Annotated in this window: 18 protein-coding genes; 6 read left to right on the forward strand and 12 right to left on the reverse strand. The window is 45.3% G+C overall.

All coding sequences use genetic code 11. From position 1 onward, the window contains the following. Positions 1 to 8: 8 nt before the first annotated feature. The gene (locus tag AC060N_RS17950) at positions 9 to 1499 is read left to right on the forward strand and encodes a SusD/RagB family nutrient-binding outer membrane lipoprotein (RefSeq protein ID WP_106540475.1); all 1491 of its coding nucleotides are present in this window, start codon (positions 9 to 11) and stop codon (positions 1497 to 1499) included. Positions 1500 to 1868: 369 nt separating this feature from the next. Here the strand turns inward: AC060N_RS17950 and AC060N_RS17955 are convergent, their stop codons facing one another. From AC060N_RS17955 to AC060N_RS17990, 8 genes are all read right to left on the reverse strand, one after another. Further along, complete coding sequence (locus AC060N_RS17955) at positions 1869 to 3128, reverse strand: hypothetical protein (RefSeq protein ID WP_479524934.1); 1260 nt, start codon at positions 3126 to 3128, stop codon at positions 1869 to 1871. A gap of 26 nt (positions 3129 to 3154) precedes the next feature. Further along, entirely contained in the window at positions 3155 to 4717 is a 1563-nt protein-coding gene (gene dnaB / locus AC060N_RS17960) for a replicative DNA helicase (RefSeq protein ID WP_479524935.1), read from the reverse strand. 205 nt (positions 4718 to 4922) lie between these two features. Further along, positions 4923 to 5915 carry a D-alanine--D-alanine ligase gene (locus AC060N_RS17965; protein ID WP_479524936.1) on the reverse strand — a complete coding sequence of 331 codons (993 nt, stop codon included), beginning with the start codon at positions 5913 to 5915 and terminating at the stop codon, positions 4923 to 4925. An 11-nt stretch (positions 5916 to 5926) separates the two neighbouring features. Then, positions 5927 to 6982: an RluA family pseudouridine synthase gene (locus tag AC060N_RS17970; protein WP_479524937.1), complete on the reverse strand. Its 1056-nt coding sequence runs from the start codon at positions 6980 to 6982 to the stop codon at positions 5927 to 5929. A 10-nt stretch (positions 6983 to 6992) separates the two neighbouring features. Next, complete coding sequence (locus tag AC060N_RS17975) at positions 6993 to 7796, reverse strand: PASTA domain-containing protein (protein ID WP_479524938.1); 804 nt, start codon at positions 7794 to 7796, stop codon at positions 6993 to 6995. A gap of 174 nt (positions 7797 to 7970) precedes the next feature. Further along, positions 7971 to 9101, reverse strand: a complete 1131-nt coding sequence (gene mqnE, locus AC060N_RS17980) for an aminofutalosine synthase MqnE (protein ID WP_106540481.1) — start codon at positions 9099 to 9101, stop codon at positions 7971 to 7973. Positions 9102 to 9271: 170 nt separating this feature from the next. Then, positions 9272 to 9430 (reverse strand): 50S ribosomal protein L34, encoded by a 159-nt coding sequence (gene rpmH / locus AC060N_RS17985; RefSeq protein WP_106540482.1) that lies wholly within the window; start codon positions 9428 to 9430, stop codon positions 9272 to 9274. A gap of 20 nt (positions 9431 to 9450) precedes the next feature. After that, a complete protein-coding gene (locus AC060N_RS17990; protein WP_153637024.1) occupies positions 9451 to 9606 on the reverse strand; it encodes a hypothetical protein in 156 nt (51 codons plus the stop codon). 172 nt (positions 9607 to 9778) lie between these two features. Here AC060N_RS17990 and AC060N_RS17995 point away from each other — a divergent pair, with 172 nt between their 5' ends. Next, positions 9779 to 10948: a hypothetical protein gene (locus AC060N_RS17995; RefSeq protein ID WP_479524939.1), complete on the forward strand. Its 1170-nt coding sequence runs from the start codon at positions 9779 to 9781 to the stop codon at positions 10946 to 10948. Between the two features lie 9 nt (positions 10949 to 10957). On the opposite strand, the gene rsmG is transcribed toward AC060N_RS17995, so the two are convergent. The 3 genes from rsmG to AC060N_RS18010 are packed head-to-tail and all read right to left on the reverse strand — an operon-like array spanning position 10958 to position 13325. Continuing rightward, entirely contained in the window at positions 10958 to 11590 is a 633-nt protein-coding gene (rsmG, locus tag AC060N_RS18000) for a 16S rRNA (guanine(527)-N(7))-methyltransferase RsmG (protein ID WP_479524940.1), read from the reverse strand. Then, complete coding sequence (locus AC060N_RS18005) at positions 11587 to 12156, reverse strand: RNA polymerase sigma factor (RefSeq protein WP_479524941.1); 570 nt, start codon at positions 12154 to 12156, stop codon at positions 11587 to 11589. Before AC060N_RS18005 ends, rsmG begins: the two co-directional genes overlap by 4 nt. Before the next feature lie 41 nt (positions 12157 to 12197). Continuing rightward, a complete protein-coding gene (locus AC060N_RS18010) occupies positions 12198 to 13325 on the reverse strand; it encodes a glycosyltransferase (RefSeq protein ID WP_479524942.1) in 1128 nt (375 codons plus the stop codon). A gap of 149 nt (positions 13326 to 13474) precedes the next feature. On the opposite strand from AC060N_RS18010, the gene tgt reads away from it, so the two are divergent. From tgt to AC060N_RS18030, 4 genes are all read left to right on the forward strand, one after another. Continuing rightward, entirely contained in the window at positions 13475 to 14605 is a 1131-nt protein-coding gene (tgt, locus tag AC060N_RS18015; RefSeq protein WP_479524943.1) for a tRNA guanosine(34) transglycosylase Tgt, read from the forward strand. Between the two features lie 36 nt (positions 14606 to 14641). Continuing rightward, the gene (locus AC060N_RS18020; protein WP_479524944.1) at positions 14642 to 15739 is read left to right on the forward strand and encodes an LptF/LptG family permease; all 1098 of its coding nucleotides are present in this window, start codon (positions 14642 to 14644) and stop codon (positions 15737 to 15739) included. Positions 15740 to 15916: 177 nt separating this feature from the next. Beyond that, positions 15917 to 17461 (forward strand): acyl-CoA carboxylase subunit beta, encoded by a 1545-nt coding sequence (locus tag AC060N_RS18025; protein ID WP_153640371.1) that lies wholly within the window; start codon positions 15917 to 15919, stop codon positions 17459 to 17461. Positions 17462 to 17494: 33 nt separating this feature from the next. Next, positions 17495 to 17815: a biotin/lipoyl-containing protein gene (locus AC060N_RS18030; RefSeq protein WP_106540488.1), complete on the forward strand. Its 321-nt coding sequence runs from the start codon at positions 17495 to 17497 to the stop codon at positions 17813 to 17815. 311 nt (positions 17816 to 18126) lie between these two features. Here the strand turns inward: AC060N_RS18030 and ispE are convergent, their stop codons facing one another. Beyond that, positions 18127 to 18945, reverse strand: coding sequence for a 4-(cytidine 5'-diphospho)-2-C-methyl-D-erythritol kinase (gene ispE / locus AC060N_RS18035; protein ID WP_479524945.1), 819 nt, complete (start codon positions 18943 to 18945; stop codon positions 18127 to 18129). Positions 18946 to 18948: the final 3 nt, after the last annotated feature.

Genomic DNA, 18948 nt, shown 5'->3' on the forward strand with positions numbered 1-18948 from the left:
ACGCAACTATGAAAAACAGATATTGGTTATTATTGGTAGTGATTGCACTTCTCGCGTCATGTACCGATAAATTTGAAGAATATAACACCGACACAAAGAATCCGTCGGAAGTGCCGGGAGAACCGCTCTTCTCCAACGCAGAGAAGACTCTCTCCGACCAGATTTCCAGCACGAACGTCAACAACAACGTATGGAAGTTGTGGGCCCAGTACTGGACTGAAACAACGTATACGGATGAGGCGAACTACGATATCGTTAACCGTACTATTGCAGACTGGACGTTCAACTACTACTACACCGGTGCTGTAGCCAATGATGGTGTATTAAGTGACCTGAAACGTGCCAAAGAGTTGATTAGTGCACAAACACCTGCAACCGATCCAGAGAAAGTTGCTCAGCAAAACAAGCTCTATATTATCGACTTGTTACAGGTCTACTCTTATCAGCGGTTGGTAGACATCTTCGGTGATGTTCCTTATACCGAAGCTCTTGATATCAATAATATTCATCCAAAGTATGATGATGGAATGACTATCTATAAGGACCTCATCACTCGTGTGGATGCTGATATCGCGGGGCTCGATGATACCGGAGATAGCTTTGGTTCTGCTGATCTGTACTACAACGGAGATGTTTCAGCGTGGAAAAAGTTCGCTTACACATTGAAGGTTAAGTTGGGTATCACTTTAGCTGATGCCGATCCGACATTGGCTCAGTCAACTGTTGAAAGTGCTTATGACAAAGCATTCACTTCATCTGATGACGACTGCCTGATGCCGTATCTGACTAACACTCCGAATACGAACACCCTCTATGAGGACCTCGTATTGAGTGGACGTCATGACTTCGTACCTGCAAATACTGTTGTTGATATCATGAACAACCTGCAAGACCCTCGTCTACCGTTGTATTTCACACAGGTTGATACTTCTACTGAGACAGGTGTTGAAAAACTCGCTTATCTTGGTGGTTCTTACGGTGAAAGTTCTCCTTTCGATAACTACTCTCACGTATCTGACAAGCTGCTTGATCCTACTTTCCCGGGTCTGATTATGACCTACACAGAGCTCCAGTTCTATTTGGCTGAAGCAGCTCAACGTGGTTGGAACGTGGGTAAAACTGCTGCTGAATACTATGATGAAGGTGTAAAATCTTCTATCATGTGGTGGGGTGGTACCGAAGCCGAGGCTAACGCATATCTTGCCAAACCGGATGTTGACTATGCGACTGCTGTTGCTGCCACCAGCTGGAAAGAAGTCATCGGAACCCAATCTTGGTTGGCTTCTTACACAAGAGGTTTGAATGGTTATACTACCTGGCGTCGTCTGGATTACCCGATATTTAATCTGGCTCCGACAATCGATAGCTACGATCAGATTCCGGTAAGGTTCACCTACCCGATTAACGAACAGACTTTGAACGCAGACAACTACGCTGCTGCATCGTCTGCCATCGGTGGTGACTTGTTAACGACAAAACTCTTCTGGGATAAAAATTAATCCTAAATAAATACCCCAGCCCTTTTGGGTTGGGGTAATTAAAATATACAGGAGCCCGTTTTTAATACTACCTATACTCATAGATTAAATTAGAGATACAACAATCACACACACTCTCTCTCCGGGCTCCTGTTCTTCAAATAAAATACAATTCCCCGCGAGGGGGATTTTAATCTAAACCCAGGCTTTTAATTGACTGGTTGAATAGCAAAAGATTTTACTATTCCAGCTATTCCCAATTTATTCCCTGGTTTAGTATGAGCAGGAAGTCTTCGGATTTCCTGCTCTTTTTATATAACGTCATGCTTTATTGGAGAACAATTATTATTCCGCTTAGAGGAGAATAATGAGGTGGAGAAGTAAATAAACCTAAGTTTTATGTTTCTTTTTACGTGCGGCGGGAAATAAAACATTATTTAAGATAAGCCGGTAGCCGGGCGAGTTAGGATGAAGACTTAAATCGGTTGGCGGATCGCCCACTAAATGCCGGTAATCTTCCGGATCGTGACCACCATAAAAAGAGAAAAAACCCTTTCCATAATCACCGTGAATATAACGCGCCTCATGGGCTGCTTTATTTTCACCCATGATAAGAATATTCGCTTTTAATTTATCCTCGTTAAACGCCGTCGTTTGCCCCATAAAACCTTTAATAACACGAGTGTGGTCCTGTGTGAGCATGGTTGGCACGGGATCCCATTTTGCTGAATAATCAAACAAGGTGAAATAATCTTCTTCCGGCTTTACTTTTCTGGTCTCCGTCACATCAATGTCAGAAAACTCATACGCGTAAGGATCTTTGACTATTTGAAAATTCTGAAAAGCCAGCGTATTGCCAAAGTCCAACTTGCTATTCATATCCGGATCTTCCGGGTCGCCGTCGTACATGGGCCCACAAATATCGGTGTTGTGGGCAGCGAGGGCAATGTCGTAGGTATCGGTTGCTGCACACATGGCAAACAGAAAACCGCCGTTTTTGACGAAATTTTTGATGATTTCTGCGACCTTAAGCTTGAGCTTAGAAACTTTCTGAAATCCGTTTTTTTGCGCCATTTCGCGATTAACACGCACCTCCTCCTGGTACCATGGCATGTTATGATAGTTCCGGTAGAATTTTCCAAACTCTCCGGTGAAGTCTTCGTGATGGAGATGCAACCAGTCGTAATTCTTCAACTTCCCGTCGAGAATATCCTGATCGTAAATTACGTCGTATGGAATTTCCGCATAGCTTAACACGAGGGTTACGGCATCATCCCAGGGTTGCTTATTTGGTGGGGAATAGACTGCTATCTTAGGCGCTTTCTGCATGGCAACAGCGTCCATGTTCACGTCTTCACGAGCAATGTACTGAAGGATTGATGAAGCTTTCGCATCCGGAATTGTCTCTACGCTAACACCACGAATCAGGCACTCGTCATGGACGTTCTGGTTCGAAGGCATCAAGAAACTACCTCCCCGGTAATTCAACAACCACTTCACCTCCACATCCTGCTGAAGAGCCCAATAAACAACGCCATATGCTTTGAGGTGATTTTTCTGCTGATCATCCATGGGAATCAGCAAAAAAGCTGCGTGTGCTTTTACTGCCAGGATAAACAGTAGAATCAGTAGAGAGAAAATTCGCTTCATATTCAACCTGTTTTGAGAAGATCTTCTCAGAAAGGAGTCTCATCGTCAAGTCCTCCTCCCGCAGCGGGGAAGCCTTGTGTGCCCAAGCTCTTTTCAAACGGATCATTGTCGTCTTCGTTCATCTTTGAACTGAAACGAGCACCAACCTGCCCATTTCCCAAATCTTCAGGCATGGTGCCGAGACTTTCTTCATCCGGATCGCTAAAGCGCGCCAAATGACTCTTAAATGCCAAATGAACATCACCGACGGCACCGTTACGATGCTTAGCGATAATGATTTCAGCCATCCCGATAAGGGAATTACCACTTTCGTCTTCCGTGATGCCGTAATATTCCGGGCGGTGAATAAACATAACCATATCGGCATCCTGCTCAATCGCACCCGACTCCCGGAGGTCGGAAAGCTGTGGCCGCTTACCGTCACGCGATTCAACCGAACGGTTCAACTGCGACAACGCGATAATAGGCACATCCACCTCTTTCGCTATCGCTTTCAGGTTACGTGAAATCGTACTCACCTCCTGTTCGCGACTTCCTCTCCCTTCCGAGCCGGCAGTCATCAGCTGCAAATAGTCGACAATGATGATGCCGATGTTATGTTGCATTTTTAAACGCCGGGCTTTTGCCCTGAACTCAAAAATGGAAAGTGCGGGTGTATCGTCAATGAAAAGTGAGGCTTCCTCTAAGTTTTTTATTTTGCGGTTCAGCTGTTCCCATTCCCAGTTTTCCAACCGGCCGGTTTTCAGTTTTTCTGAACCTAGTTCCGTTTCTGCAGCAATCAAACGATTGACCAGCTGAATCGAGGACATCTCCAACGAAAATACTGCGACAGGTACATGGTGATCAACGGCCATATTACGGGCCATCGACAAGACAAAAGCTGTTTTTCCCATCGCCGGACGAGCAGCGATAATCATCAGGTCCGTTTTCTGCCAACCGGAAGTCATCCTATCCAGACGCGTAAAGCCCGAAGGAACACCACTCAGTCCTTCTTCCTTCTTCGAGTTCTCTTCAATCTGTTCGATGGCTTCCCTCAAAATAGGCTTGATAGGCTGCGACTCTTTAGTGATACTACCTTCGGTTACTTTGAACAAAGAACCTTCGGCATAATCGATCAAATCCTCCAGCTCCATGGTATCGTCGTACGACTTGGTCTGGATTTCGGTGGAAATACGAATGAGTTCACGCTGAATGTGTTTCTGCGCAATGATGCGAGCGTGAAACTCAATGTGCGCCGCGGAGGCTACTTTGCTGGTCAGCTGCGTAATGTAAAGCGGGCCGCCAACTTCTTCCAACTCTTCCCGGTTCTTCAGCTCCTGCGTTACCATCAGCAAGTCGACCGGTTTTTCGTTGGCACTTAAATCCTGGATGGCTTTGAAAATTCTCTGATGCTCCTCCTTATAAAAACTTTCGGGCTTCAAAATATCCGCCACAGCAATGTAAGCATCCCGCTCGAGCATGAGCGCTCCCAATACGGCCTCCTCTACCTCGAGCGCTTGCGGCGGTATTTTACCGTATTGCGCGTTGAGTTGATCCAGTGTTAACTTACCTCTGTTTTTATTGCGGTTATTGTAATTTTCGCCAGCCATTTAACTTAAAAATTAGTGCGTTGTTGGGTCTGCAAAGATTCAAAAATAACGATTCCGACCATGTCATATGGGATATTTTATCCACCATCGGCAGTACATGTGCGTTCTATCAGCACGTTACCTATTTACTCACAAGAAATCACCAACACCGTAAACACCCTGTAAACAGAGTTGTCAACAAGATGTGAACAATTTCAGTTGATAACTACACTTTAGCCTTATTAATTCCCTCTTCGATGATTTCTGTTAATAACTCTTTCAAATCGAGCTCCATGGCCTCTACTTGCTGTGGAATAAAGCTTGTTCCGGTCATGCCGGGAATGGTATTTACTTCGAGAAAATAGAAACGTCCCTCGTGCCGGATGAAGTCGATACGAACAATTCCGTTGCAGCCACACAGGTCATAAATCTGGGACGACAGCGCCTGAATTTCCAGCATCGCCTCTTCCGATATCCGGGCCGGAGTAATCTCTTCGGCCATTCCGGCTACATATTTCGATTCGTAATTGAAGAACTCGTTCCTGGGAATAATTTCGGTTGCCGGGAAAACCAGCTTTTTTTCGCCGATTTTCACCAGACCACAAGTGAACTCGGTTCCCGAGATAAATTCATCGACCAGTACTTCATCATCCTCTTCAAATGCTTTTTTGATAGCAGGCTTCAGCTCATCAGCCGTTTTTACTTTCGTGATACCAAAGCTGGACCCACCCGCATTTGGCTTTACAAAAATGGGCAATCCCAATTCCGACAGAATCTCATCAATATCATAGTCATCTCCTTTCACAAGATGAAACGAACGCGCCATTTCAATCCCCGATGTCCGGAGAAAGTTGTTGCAATAGAATTTATTGAATGTCAACGCCGACGATTCGGTATCGCTCGACGAATACGGAATACCAATCAGATCGAAATAACCTTGCAGAATACCATTCTCGCCCGGAGAACCGTGAATGATGATATAAGCATATTCAAGCTGAATCTTTTTACCATCAACCGAAAATGAGAAATCCGACTTATCGACATTGGCGATCTTCGTTTCACCGTCAATCACTTCCCACACACCGTTCCTCATTTTTACCATCCACGGTGTAAAGTGCTCCCGATCGATTGATTTCATCACATTGGCGCCACTATTCATCGAAACTACATACTCCGACGAATCGCCGCCAACCACTACTGCAATGTTTCTCTTTGTCATTCCGGTTACGATTAAAACTGGTTTCTGTTTGAAATATAGGTTCGCCACTTTTCGATCACCTGCGTCATGTCTTCAGGCAATTCCGAATCAAAAATCATTTCTTCACCGGTACGCGGGTGTATAAATCCCAGCATTTTAGCGTGCAGCGCCTGCCGGGGAAGAAGCTGGAAACAGTTTTCCACAAACTGCTTGTATTTCGTGAAGGTGGTTCCTTTCAGAATCTTGTCACCACCATAATTATCATCGTTAAATAGCGGATGACCAATGTAGCGCATGTGCACCCTGATTTGGTGCGTCCTTCCGGTTTCCAGTACACATTCGACCAGGTTGACGTACCCAAGCTTTTCAATCACTTTGTAATGCGTCACGGCAGGCTTGCCATAATCTCCTTCCGGGAAAACCGTGAACACCTGCCGGTTTTTCAAACTACGGCCGATGTTACCTTCAATCGTTCCTTCGTCCTCCTTCAGGTTTCCCCAAACAATGGCGTTATACTTTCGCTTGGTTGTCTTATTGAAAAACTGTGCTGCCAAATGATTCTTAGCCATTTCGGTCTTGGCAACAACCAGCAATCCCGTCGTATTTTTATCGATACGGTGCACCAGTCCCGGGCGCGGATCGTCACCGCCATAAAGCGGCAAATCCTTGTAACGATAGGCCAATGCATTCACCAGTGTCCCTGAATAATTTCCGTGTCCGGGATGAACGACCAATCCGGCCGGCTTATTAATCACCAGTAAGTCGTCGTCTTCGTATACGATGTCGAGCGGAATATCTTCCGGAATAATTTTCAGCTCGCGACGCGGGTAATCCATCACAATGGAAATCTCATCATCGGGCTTTACCTTGTAGTTGGCTTTTACAGAGACATTATTCACCAGAATAATACCGGCTTCGGCAGCTGACTGAATCCGACTGCGGGAAGCGGTATCGATGCGGTTGACTAAAAATTTATCGATGCGCAAAGGCTTCTGCCCCGGATCGACGGTGAGCCGGTAATGCTCAAACATTTCATTATCGTCATCCTGCTCGTCCCGATCATCTACCGGCAAATTCTTTTCTGTCATCAAAAACTCCTTATTTATTATCATCGCCCGAAGAAAGGCTGTCAACCGGAAGCTTCAGCCACAGATCGACCGAATGGCCAATTTCGACACCTTCGTGCCTGTTAAATTCCGGCGATTGCTGCCAAATGATCGCGTTCGTCGAATCTTCCTCTGTCTTGACATCTTTGCTGTAAATAACAGCACCAACCGTCAAAGACACATCCTGCAAAATTTTTCGCCCTTCATCATATGTGTATCCGGTCAAATCGGGTACAACCGTCCGCTTATTCTCCATGGTCTTTCCTACAACCAAATCGATAGCTGTTCCCCGGGGAACCAGAATACCCGGATCAATACTGGAACCGTGCAGCTTCTGCGCAAGCACCAAATTATTGAACTCCGAAGGGCTGAAGGTCACATCGCCTAATTTCAGACTCTTAGATTGAAGCAATACCCGGGCTTCCCGTAACGAAACATCGGTCAACTTAGGCAGTTGAACCATTTCCGGCTTAACCGCTGCAATGGTTACATAAACCGTGCGTCCCGCTTTGATGTAGTGGCCACTCCTGGGCATCTGCTCAATCACCGAACCCGGCGAGAAATCGGTGTGGTACACCGAATCACGAATAACCACGTCGATATCTTTGTTCTTGGCTACTTTTTCCCAATCCGTCTGCTCCAGTCCGGTAAGATTTGGAGTTGGAAATGCTTCGCCGTGATGCGTATACTTCGACAGCGCATACATCGTCAACCACAGCAAAATAAGCGTAAGCACAACGGCCAGAATTACATTCAGCCAAAAAACCTTGCTTTTCAGAAATTTTCGGAATGACATATCTTCTTATCTAGGGTGAATATGACCTTGCAACAAAATTAATCCTAAAGTCGAAAAGTAAAAATTTATCGCACCTGTTGCCCACAAAAAAACCGAAGGTGCATATCTTCATCATCGGATGAAAATTTCACGCTCCGGTTTCCATATCTCTTTGCTGATAAATTCTCAGTGCAATTAATCGAAACGACGAACGATATTGTACAACGTATCGCGTTCGACAGGCACTTTACCAGCCGTCTTAATCATTTTAACCAACTCGTCGGTCGAAGCAGACGGATTCTGCTCTTCAGCTCCGGCCATTGAGTAAATCTTTGTCGAATCATCAATGGTTCCGTCCAAATCATCTACACCAAATGCGAGAGACAACTGGGCAACCGATTTACCAATCATCGGCCAATAGGCTTTCAGGTGTGGAATATTGTCGAGGAAAATCCGGGCAACCGCGTAGTTCTTCAAATCTTCCAATGTTGTTGATTCTGCAATGTGCGAAAACGCATTGTTGGAATGACGGAATTTTAACGGAATAAAGGTATTGAAGCCATGGGTCTGGTCCTGCAATTCCCTCAACCGATTCATGTGATCGACGCGGTGCTCGTAAGTTTCAATCAATCCGTAAAGCATCGTTGCATTACTCGGGATTCCCAGTTTGTGCGCTGTTTCATGAATCTTCAACCAACCGGCTGTATCGGTTTTGTCGGGGCAGATACGGGCTCTCGTCTTTTCATCAAAAATTTCAGCACCTCCACCCGGCATCGAATCCAACCCGGCTTTTTTCAGGGTCTGCAATCCTTCTTCCAACGAAAGTCCTGCTTTCTTTATCATGGCATCCACCTCAACTGCTGTGAAGCCTTTGATATGAATATCAGGCAATACCGACTTGACCGTTTGAACTAAATCGGCATAATAGAAAAGATCGCGGTTGGGGTGTACAGCACCCACGATGTGTACTTCCGTAATATCTTTCCCTACATAACTTTCGGCTTTGCGCCGAATATCGTTCAAACTGTGTTCCCAGCTTCCTTCTTCACCATCGTCACGACGATAGGAACAAAATGAGCAGTGGCTTTCGCAAATATTCGTCGGCTCAATATGAAAGTTGCGGTTGAAATAGACATATTCGTCATTGATACGCTGACGCACTGCATTGGATAACATCGACAAAAAAGGAATCTCGCCTTCCTGATAAAGTGTAACTCCTTCATCGAAAGTAATACGTTCTCCATTAAGTGCTTTTCCAGCTATATCCAGTAATCTGCTGTTCGATACGGTGGTCTTCAGCAGAGAGAAAACATCACTGTTTTGCATGATTTCCAGTTTTTCTGAATTATACGTCCGGATTTCCCGGAATCAGCGACTAAAGTACAAAAAAATACCTTGGTGTCCGCTAAAAACAGGCCAACATCGGCCATAAACAACAAAAGGTAAAGAGTATTAGCTCCTTACCTTCCGTATATCGTACTCGAAAATAATGTTCATTATCTCTTGTGACGCGGCTCATCTGAAACAGTCAGTTTTTTCCGACCTTTCGCACGACGAGCTTTAAGAACTTTGCGACCGTTTACAGTCGCCATTCTTTCACGGAAACCATGTTTGTTTTTCCTTTTCCTGTTATGCGGCTGAAATGTTCTTTTCATCTCTGAAAATATTTTACTGTTTAATTTCTTTTGTACTTCCTTGCCAATTCGGACTGCAAAATTAACTCTTTTTTTCTTTGCTCCAAACGAATCGGGTTTTTTATAGCTTTTTCTCCGGCAATAATTTCCAGCCAGACAGACGCTGCAAATATATTATTTTGAGGGACAAATTTCATCCCTGATATGTTTCAAAAATGGCCTGTAAAATATTTTATCTTTACGCCCGTTAAGTTTTATGGCATACTATATGTTATATACAGGCGAATCAAGACAATTCAATTGACGAATTGTTTTTCGATTCTCCCGTTTGAAAAGGGACATTTTAAAAACGTGCTTAAAAAACACCCAATGAGAAACTTGCATTATTTACTGTTCTTCGTCCTGCTGGTGACCTCTTGTGCATCGCCGAAGAAATACCTGGCCAATCAGAACTATGATGCGGCGATTGGAAAAGCTGTACACAAACTACTCAAGTCACCCCGCAAAGCGGAACTGATGGCAACCATCGACCGGGCTTATAAGCTGGCCAACCAACAAGACCTGGAACGGGTTAAATTCCTCGAGCAGGAAGGGAGTCCGCGAAACTATGATGAAGCAGTGGATATCTACCGCCGTTTGAAAAACCGCCAGGCGCTGGTAAATACGGTTACGCCATTCCGTTACAACGGGAAAGTTTACGATTACCCGCTGGTGGATTATGACCAGAAACTCATCGCATCGAAAAGAAAAGCTGCTGATTATCTTTACGCTCACGGTAACAAACTGATGCAAAACGGCGACAAAGAATCTTTCCGGAAAGCTTATCAAGAATTCGCTAAAGTGAAAGAGTACACCGGAGATTACACCGATATCGATCAAAAAATGGCAGAAGCCCACGATAAGGGAATGAGCCGTGTTCTGGTGCAGGCTATCAATAATACCCACCTAAAGTTTTCTCCCCAATTCATGGACAATCTGCTGACTATTGATAACAGTGGATTAAACAGTGACTGGGTGGAGTATGATTTCCGCGATATGGACCGGCAAATGCAGTATGACTACTACGTCAATATCAACCTAAATAATATCCAGATTTCTCCCGACCAATCGGAAGAAAAAGATTACACCGAACAAAAGAAAGTGGAAGATGGCTGGAATTATGCGCTTGACAGCCGCGGCAACGTGATGAAAGACTCCCTTGGCAATGACATCAAGATTAAGAAGTACAAAGAGTTGAAGTGCACGGTTATCGAAACTCATCAGCATAAGACCTGCCAGGTCAACGGCGTGGTAGAATACCTGCAGAATAATCCGTCGAAATTGCTTCGGAAAGTACCGATCGGTACCAACCTCGATTTCGATCATTCGTGGGCTCGCGCTGTCGGAGATTTGGGAGCCCTTAGCGAAGAATCAAAGAAAAAATGCCAGGTAAAAGCGATGCCATTCCCGTCAAACCTCGATATGGTTTATGAAGGAACCGATAAATTGAAGCTGGCAATTACCAATGTTATCAGGAATAACCGGCAGTTTATTTATTAACCGGAAAACTTAAAGCGAAAGGCAGACCACTTTTTTGGTCTCGAAGAAAGATTCGCTGAAAAAATCAGCAATCGAATACAATTCCACGTCCCGGCGGAATGGTTTAATTTCATCGGCAAAGTCACCGCCCTTGAGATAAATGATTCCGTTGGGACGTGCGTTTTTTTGCTCTTTTGCTAGGTTTTTCCTAACCATCGCCACAAACTTCGGAAAAGCAGTTACCGCCCGGCTAACCACAAAATCAAAAGGCTCTTTCACCTGCTGCACACGGGTATGAACTCCTTTCACGTTCGTTAATCCCAACGCTGCCGCCACTTCATTCACCACTTTTATTTTCTTACCAATCGAATCAACCAATAAGAACTCCGTTTCCGGAAATAAAATAGCCAGGGGTATTCCGGGGAAACCACCGCCGGTGCCTACGTCCATGATACGCGTTCCCGGTACAAACTGAATCACCTTGGCAATGGCCATCGAATGTAAAACGTGATGAATATAAAGCTCATCAATATCCTTCCGGGAAATCACGTTGATTTTCTCGTTCCATTCACGGTAAAGTGTTCCAAGCCGTGCAAAACGTTCATATTGTTCCTGGGTTAAATCGGGAAAGTACTTCTGAATAATCTCCATTGCGATGCTCATTTGCCCGTTTTGTCGGAACCCATTTCTGTTTTCTTTAACAGGTTAAACAGCATTTCGCGGGCACGAAAAAGCTGCACTTTGACAGTTCCAAGGGGCAAATTTAACTCTTTTGCTATTTCGTCATACGAATACTCCTTGAAATATCGGAGTTCGACTAACATGCGGTAACGCGGCTTCAGTCGGCTCACCATCCGGCGAAGAATGTTGGCGCGCTGCTGACGAATATATTTTTCTTCGGGCGAAAGCGTTTCCGATTTGAAATTGGGATTGTACTCCGAGTCTTTCCTATCGGTATCCGGATTCTCCAGCGGAACCGTGTTGGCTCTTCGCTTCCGCAGAAAATCGATCCCATTGTTTGAGGCAATTCGGAACAACCAGGTACTAAAAGCAAACTTGGGTGAATATTGATGAAGGTTAGTAAAGGCTTTTCCAAAAGCCTCGATGGTTAAATCCTCCGCATCGGCGCGGTTATTAACCATTTTTAGCAACATGAAATAAATAGCATCTTTATAACGGTTCATCAGCCGCGCAAAAGCATACTCGTCCCCTTCCCTTGCCAGCTTCACAAGCTCAAGGTCTCTACGTGCATTCTCTGACAAATTGGGGTTTATTTCCATTTCTTCCTCTCCGCCGCAATGTGCTGTCTCCAGCTCATCCAACCATTAATCAGCGGCAGGCAGGTTCTGTACAGAAAGCTTCGCAACACCAATCCTTTATCACCCAAACGATTCGAGGCAACTATCATCAGGGTAAATTCCAGCAAAAGCCGAAATGCCCAAATACCCAGAATCCAAAACCGATAAGGTGATATAACCAGAAGAACCAGCAAGGCAACATCTGTCAAAATCCTGCTTACCGTATCAAGCGATAAATAGAATCGCTGGGATACAGAAAATTTTCTTCTTAATAACAAATGTTTCTTTTTTAAGTTCATCCAGTCATAGTACATCAGCGGACCTGAAATACCTACAGAAGTGGCAGCGTCGAAGGCCACTGCCGAATTCTTCTTACGCGATAATTTGTTGACGAACATTTCGTTTTCACCGAAAGGGGTATTCAGCTGGGCAGCAAATCCCCGCTTCTCCAGGAAATATTTTCGGCGATAAGCCAGGTTAATATTCGAAATAGGCATTGGTAATCCGAAAAACCAGGCAGGACCGTATCGAAGTGCCAGCGTGAAATTCTCAATGCGTGTCCACCATTTGCCGTAGCCGGAAGTGCGGGAATAGTTGACGTATCCGAAAACAATATCCTTTCCGGGCTCCAGATAGGAAGAATAAGTCTCAAGCCAGCCCGTACCCGGCACCACCACCTGCGGATCTAGGAAAATCAACCAGTCATTGTCGGCGGCTCTGATTCCCACCGTCAGCGCCAGCGCATTGGCGAAATCAGTTTCCTGTTTCACGATGGTTGTCTTCAACTGTGGATACTTGCTTTTCATTACCCTCAACACGGCATCCGTATGATCGGTAGAGCAATCGTCTACGACTATGACCTCATAGTTTGGGTAATTCTGTTCCAGCAGAGGCGGCAAAGTTTCCTTTAATTCTTCGGCGTAGTTCCGGGAAGTAATAATCAGCGAAACCGAGGGCTTTTCTGACGAAGGCTGTTGCTTCTTTCGAAAGATTAGTGAGGCGAGCGAAATCAGATAAACCAACTGAATAAGCGTTCCTATTGCCAAAACAGCCATTCCGATAAGTTCCACCAAACTAAATGTAAGATTATCTGTCAGCATTATTCTTTTGGTTTTCCGAGTCTCCCAAAAATAGATAATGACGGAGTATAATACCTACATATCGTTAATTTTTTTTCACATATCTCAATCATAAGCTCTCCGGGGATATTACACCATAATAATTATCTTTGTGCGTCAAATTTTTGGTAATGAAGTTCGAACTACAATATACACTGCAGGGCACCAACGCCCGCGCGGGAAAACTTTATACTGCTCACGGCGAAATTGAAACGCCCATTTTTATGCCTGTCGGAACGGTTGGCTCGGTAAAAGGCGTCCATTTTCGTGATCTGAAAGAAGATGTAAACGCCCAGATTATTCTGGGAAACACCTACCACCTGTATCTTCGTCCTGGCATGGATACCATCGAAAAAGCGGGAGGTTTGCACAAATTCAACGGATGGGACGGTCCTATCCTGACTGACAGCGGCGGTTTCCAGGTTTTTTCGTTGGGCGACATCCGTAAACTATCGGAAGAAGGAGCCAAATTTCAGTCGCACATCGATGGTTCCCGCCATATGTTTACGCCGGAAAATGTGGTTGATATCCAACGGACCATTGGTGCCGATATCATCATGGCTTTCGATGAATGCCCCCCGGGAGATTCGGATTTCGATTATGCCAAAAAGTCGCTGGAGCTCACCCAGCGCTGGCTGGAACGTTGCGTCAAACGCTTCGATGAAACGGAACCGAAATATGGTTACGACCAAACGCTCTTTCCCATTGTTCAGGGAGGAATTTATCCGGAACTAAGAAGAAAAGCGGCTGAGCACGTCATCTCTTTCGAACGCGACGGTTATGCCATTGGCGGTCTTTCGGTTGGAGAAAAAGAGGAAGATATGTATTCGACCATTGAAGTAGTGAATGAAATTCTTCCCGAAGACAAACCCCGTTACCTGATGGGAGTCGGTACTCCGGTCAATATTCTGGAAGCCATCGACAGAGGTGTGGACATGTTCGATTGTGTGATGCCCACCCGGAACGGACGGAACGGAATGTTGTTCACCAGCGAGGGCATTATTAACATCAAGAATAAGAAATGGGAGAACGACTTTTCACCGGTCGACCCGAATGGCACCTCGTTTGTGGACCATCATTATACACGGGCATATTTGCGGCACTTGTTCCAGGCAAAAGAAATGTTGGGAGCCCAAATCGGAAGTCTCCACAACCTGGCCTTTTATCTTTGGCTGGTTGGAGAAGCCCGGGAACAAATCAAGGCAGGAACATTCAAGCAATGGAAGAATGTAATGGTCGAAAAATTAGGCCGTCGTTTGTAGTTTACTATTAAATTCGCAGAAAATACGCTTAGTCGCATGCAGCTGTCAAAACCATATCTTAAAAAGCTCGACGTATACATCATCAAAAAGTTTCTGGGAACCTTTTTCCTGGCAATTGCCCTGATTATCGGTATCTCGATTGTTTTTGACATCTCCGAGCACATCGACGAGTTCATCAGTCGTCATGCTCCACTGCACGCCATCATTTTCGATTTTTATCTGAACTTCATACCCTATTTTGCGAATCTCTTCAGTAGTCTGTTCACCTTCATCGCGGTTATTTATTTTACCTCGAAGATGGCTTACAACTCCGAGATTATAGCCATCCTCGCCAGTGGAGTAACCTACAAACGATTGATGCGCCCCTACATGATTGGTGCAGGGATTATCGCTTTAATGTCGTGGACATTGGGAAATTTTGTCATTCCGCCGGCCAATACTATTCGTATCGATTTCACCAACAAATACCTGAAAGGGGAATACAATAACCAGGATCGAAACATCCACAGGCAGCTGGAACCGGGACTATATATCTACATGCGCAATTACAACAACAAAAACGATGTAGGATATAAATTCTCTATCGAGAAATTTAAAGACCATAAACTGGTCTCAAAATTGATTTCCGACTATGTGAAATGGGACCGCGACAAGAAAAAATGGGTGATTCACAACTACTACATTCGTGACCTGAGCGGACCGACAGAAAAAATCACATCAGGTGCTGTAATTGATACCACCCTCCGTATGAAACCGGAAGATTTTGGCCGGCAAAAAAACCTCGAAGAGACGATGAACTATTGGGAGTTGAATCATTACATCGAGGATTTGAAGTTGCGCGGTGTGGACAATGTCGTGCAATACGAAATCGAAAAACATAAACGAACATCCGGACCATTTTCCACTTTTATCCTTTCGATCATCGGTGCAGCACTCGCTTCGCGGAAAATCAGGGGTGGAATGGGACTCCACCTCGGTATCGGACTGTTACTCAGCTTTTCTTACATTATGTTCCTCCAGGTATCAACCGTTTTTGCCACCAAGGGAGGGATGGATCCGTTTATTGCGGTCTGGATACCCAACCTCCTGTATTCCATTATAGCTATCTTCTTATACAGGTGGGCATCCAAATAATCGAACAATAAAAACTGTTATTCATTTTTTTGATATCTAAATAGATAGAGATGTCATTTAATGTCGGGTCGTGCTCTTTCCCGGCATTTTTTTTATAATTTTGACCCCCGAAGTAGATGAACTTTATAGGTGATCATCCTGGCTTTTCATGATGATCTTGAATTTAAATCGTAACCTATGTCATTAAAAAGAAACATCCTGGACCTCCGTAAACGCAAGCAAGAGGTACAGTTGGGGGGTGGTGAAAAAGCCATCGAAAAACAAGTGGCCATGGGTAAAAAGACGGCCCGTGAGAGAATCATGTCCATTCTGGACGAAGATTCTTTCCACGAGTACGATCTTTTTGTTGAGCACACAGCTCGTGATTTCGACATGGACAAAAAGGTGTTGCACGGCGATGGTGTTATCATCGGGACAGGTACTATTTACAATCAACCTGTTTGTATTTATGCACAGGACTTCACCGTAGCCGGTGGTTCACTCGGTTTGATGCATGCCCGTAAAATCACCAAAATCATGGACCACGCCCTGAAAATGCGCGTTCCGATCATCGGTATCAATGACTCCGGTGGTGCCCGCATCCAGGAAGGTGTCAACTCGCTCGCCGGTTACGGTGAGATTTTCTACCGTAACACCAAAGCTTCCGGCGTTATTCCGCAGATTTCAGTTATCCTCGGCCCTTGTGCCGGTGGAGCCGTTTATTCTCCCGCTTTAACCGATTTCGTATTTGTAGTGGAAAACATCTCCAAGATGTTCATCACCGGACCAAGTGTTATCAAAACAGTGCTTGGCGAAGAAATCAGTATGGAGGAGCTTGGGGGAGCCCGGGTACACAGCGAAATTACCGGTAATGCCCATTTCTTTGCCGAAAGCGAGGATCAATGCTTCGACCAGATCAAAAGCCTGATTTCATTTATTCCGTGGAATAATACGCAGAAAGCACGGAAATTCCCGCCCCAGGAGCCAACCTCTTCGCTCAATGTGGAAGAGATTGTTCCGTCCGATCCGAGGCGTCCGTATGACATCCGCGATATCATTCGCGCGGTGAGCGACAGTAGCGAGTTCCTTGAGATTATGGAGAACTTCGCCCGCAACATCGTTATCGGTTTTGGACGTATCAAAGGCGAGACTGTGGGTTTTGTGGCCAACCAGCCCAAATACCTGGCCGGGGTACTCGATTGCGACAGCTCGGATAAAGCCGCTCGTTTTATCCGCTATTGCGACTCATTTAACATCCCGATTGTCACCCTCGAAGATATGCCTGGTTATCTGCCCGGCGTTGATCAGGAACATGCTGGTGTCATTCGCCACGGAGCTAAACTGTTGTATGCCTATAGCGAAGCAACCGTTCCGAAAATCACCGTTATCCTGCGTAAAGCATATGGTGGAGGTTACATTGCCATGAACTCGCGCCACCTGGGTGCCGACTTTGTTTTCGCATGGCCAACTGCCGAAATTGCTGTGATGGGACCAGAAGGTGCTGCCAATATCGTCTTCCGTAAGGAAATTGCTGAAGCAGAAAATCCGGACGAAGTTCGGAAACAGAAAATCGAAGAGTACAAAGAGAAATTCGCCAACCCGTTTGTGGCCGCTGCCAAAGGCTACATCGACGAAGTAATTGAGCCGGCTGAAACCCGTGCCCGATTGATTCACTCGCTGTCACTTTCCGACAACAAAGTGGATGCCCGTCCGGCGAAGAAACATGGTATTCCTCCGTTCTAAAACGGGATTTTCTGTTAACCAAATCCTTTCAAAATGGAAGAAAGTACACCAAAATATCAAACCTTTGTGGTGAATAGCGCCAAATACAAAACGCTTTACACAAAGAAGTTTGAAACTCGAAAAAAATGGGAACGCCCAAATCCGTTTGAGATTCGTTCCTATATTCCGGGGACCGTCTTAAAGATGTGTGTAAAAACCGGACAGGAAGTAAAAGAAGGTGAATGCCTTCTGATTCTTGAAGCCATGAAAATGGAAAACAAGATCGAGATGCCTTTCGATGGTAAAATCAAAGAGATTCACGTCGAAGAAGGTGTCAAGATTCCGAAAGATGTTATCATGGTAACCATCGAATAAACAACAAAAGCTGCCTCAATCGGGGCAGCTTTTTTATTTTTTCTTTCCGGGGAATAAATCCCCTTTCAAAATTCTTACCGCACATTTTCACAACGACACATAAGTTTTCAGGCAAAAACAGCCAATCCTATCGGTAGCAAACCATAACCAACGCATAGCAACACGCGACTGACGCGAAGAAATCCATAACGGACCTGTAGCAGCCCCTCACGCACCTGAAGCAATGCACGACCGACCTGTAGCAACTCACGCCGGACGCGAAGCAACGCATCCAGAACGATTCGCAGCTGACCTCCCCTAAAAACAAAAAACTAGAATACTTCCGTCCAGAGAAAACTCCCTTCCGGGAAATCGCTATCGCGCCACATAGGTTCCGCGCGGAATAATCCGAAAACCGACGAGCCACTCCCCGACATGGAGGTATAAACAGCTCCCCGCTCCTTCAGCTTTTCTTTTATAGCTTCTATTTCCGGAAAACGTTGAAAAATTCCTACCTCAAAATCATTGACAACGCTTTCCTGCCAGTTATTGACCGACTGCCGGATGGCCTCTCTCAAACGAATTTCAGGTATTCCGGGACGAACTCCTGCATATGCCTCTTTGGTACCCACCTCAACCGGAGGTTTCACCAGCAACAGATGCCATCCCGCCAAACTCAGCGGAAGAGTCTCCAGCTTCTCTCCAATTCCTGACGCAAATGAGGGGATATTTTCAAGGAAGAAAGGACAATCAGCACCTAGCCTTGCTGCATACGACATCAGCGTCTCTGAGGGGATATTCAGCCCGAAAAAGTCATTTAGGCCTCTGAGCATAAAAGCAGCATCGGAGGAGCCACCCCCCAAACCTGCTCCAAACGGTATCGCTTTGTGCAGATGAATATCGACTCCAGGCAACGAATAATCGGCCGCCAGCATTCGGTACGCTTTCACCACCAGGTTATTCTCCGGGGCACCGCCAACTTCAATTCCACTATTGCTGAAACGAACTTCTCCGGTATGGTTCTCAATAAACTCCAAACCGTCTTGTAGTTTCAACGGATAAAATACGGTTTCCAGTTCGTGGTAACCATCCTCCCGCTTTCGCAGAATGTTCAGGCCGATATTTATTTTGGCGTTAGGAAATACTATCATAGG

Source organism: Prolixibacter sp. DSM 2831 (assembly GCF_056493735.1).

Coding starts and splice junctions, on each gene's coding strand:
- AC060N_RS17950 (WP_106540475.1), top strand. CDS start 9: ATGAAAAACAGATATTGGTTATTATTGGTAGTGATTGCACTTCTCGCG.
- AC060N_RS17955 (WP_479524934.1), bottom strand. CDS start 3,128: ATGAAGCGAATTTTCTCTCTACTGATTCTACTGTTTATCCTGGCAGTA.
- dnaB (WP_479524935.1), bottom strand. CDS start 4,717: ATGGCTGGCGAAAATTACAATAACCGCAATAAAAACAGAGGTAAGTTA.
- AC060N_RS17965 (WP_479524936.1), bottom strand. CDS start 5,915: ATGACAAAGAGAAACATTGCAGTAGTGGTTGGCGGCGATTCGTCGGAG.
- AC060N_RS17970 (WP_479524937.1), bottom strand. CDS start 6,982: ATGACAGAAAAGAATTTGCCGGTAGATGATCGGGACGAGCAGGATGAC.
- AC060N_RS17975 (WP_479524938.1), bottom strand. CDS start 7,796: ATGTCATTCCGAAAATTTCTGAAAAGCAAGGTTTTTTGGCTGAATGTA.
- mqnE (WP_106540481.1), bottom strand. CDS start 9,101: ATGCAAAACAGTGATGTTTTCTCTCTGCTGAAGACCACCGTATCGAAC.
- rpmH (WP_106540482.1), bottom strand. CDS start 9,430: ATGAAAAGAACATTTCAGCCGCATAACAGGAAAAGGAAAAACAAACAT.
- AC060N_RS17990 (WP_153637024.1), bottom strand. CDS start 9,606: ATGAAATTTGTCCCTCAAAATAATATATTTGCAGCGTCTGTCTGGCTG.
- AC060N_RS17995 (WP_479524939.1), top strand. CDS start 9,779: ATGAGAAACTTGCATTATTTACTGTTCTTCGTCCTGCTGGTGACCTCT.
- rsmG (WP_479524940.1), bottom strand. CDS start 11,590: ATGAGCATCGCAATGGAGATTATTCAGAAGTACTTTCCCGATTTAACC.
- AC060N_RS18010 (WP_479524942.1), bottom strand. CDS start 13,325: ATGCTGACAGATAATCTTACATTTAGTTTGGTGGAACTTATCGGAATG.
- tgt (WP_479524943.1), top strand. CDS start 13,475: ATGAAGTTCGAACTACAATATACACTGCAGGGCACCAACGCCCGCGCG.
- AC060N_RS18020 (WP_479524944.1), top strand. CDS start 14,642: ATGCAGCTGTCAAAACCATATCTTAAAAAGCTCGACGTATACATCATC.
- AC060N_RS18025 (WP_153640371.1), top strand. CDS start 15,917: ATGTCATTAAAAAGAAACATCCTGGACCTCCGTAAACGCAAGCAAGAG.
- AC060N_RS18030 (WP_106540488.1), top strand. CDS start 17,495: ATGGAAGAAAGTACACCAAAATATCAAACCTTTGTGGTGAATAGCGCC.
- ispE (WP_479524945.1), bottom strand. CDS start 18,945: ATGATAGTATTTCCTAACGCCAAAATAAATATCGGCCTGAACATTCTG.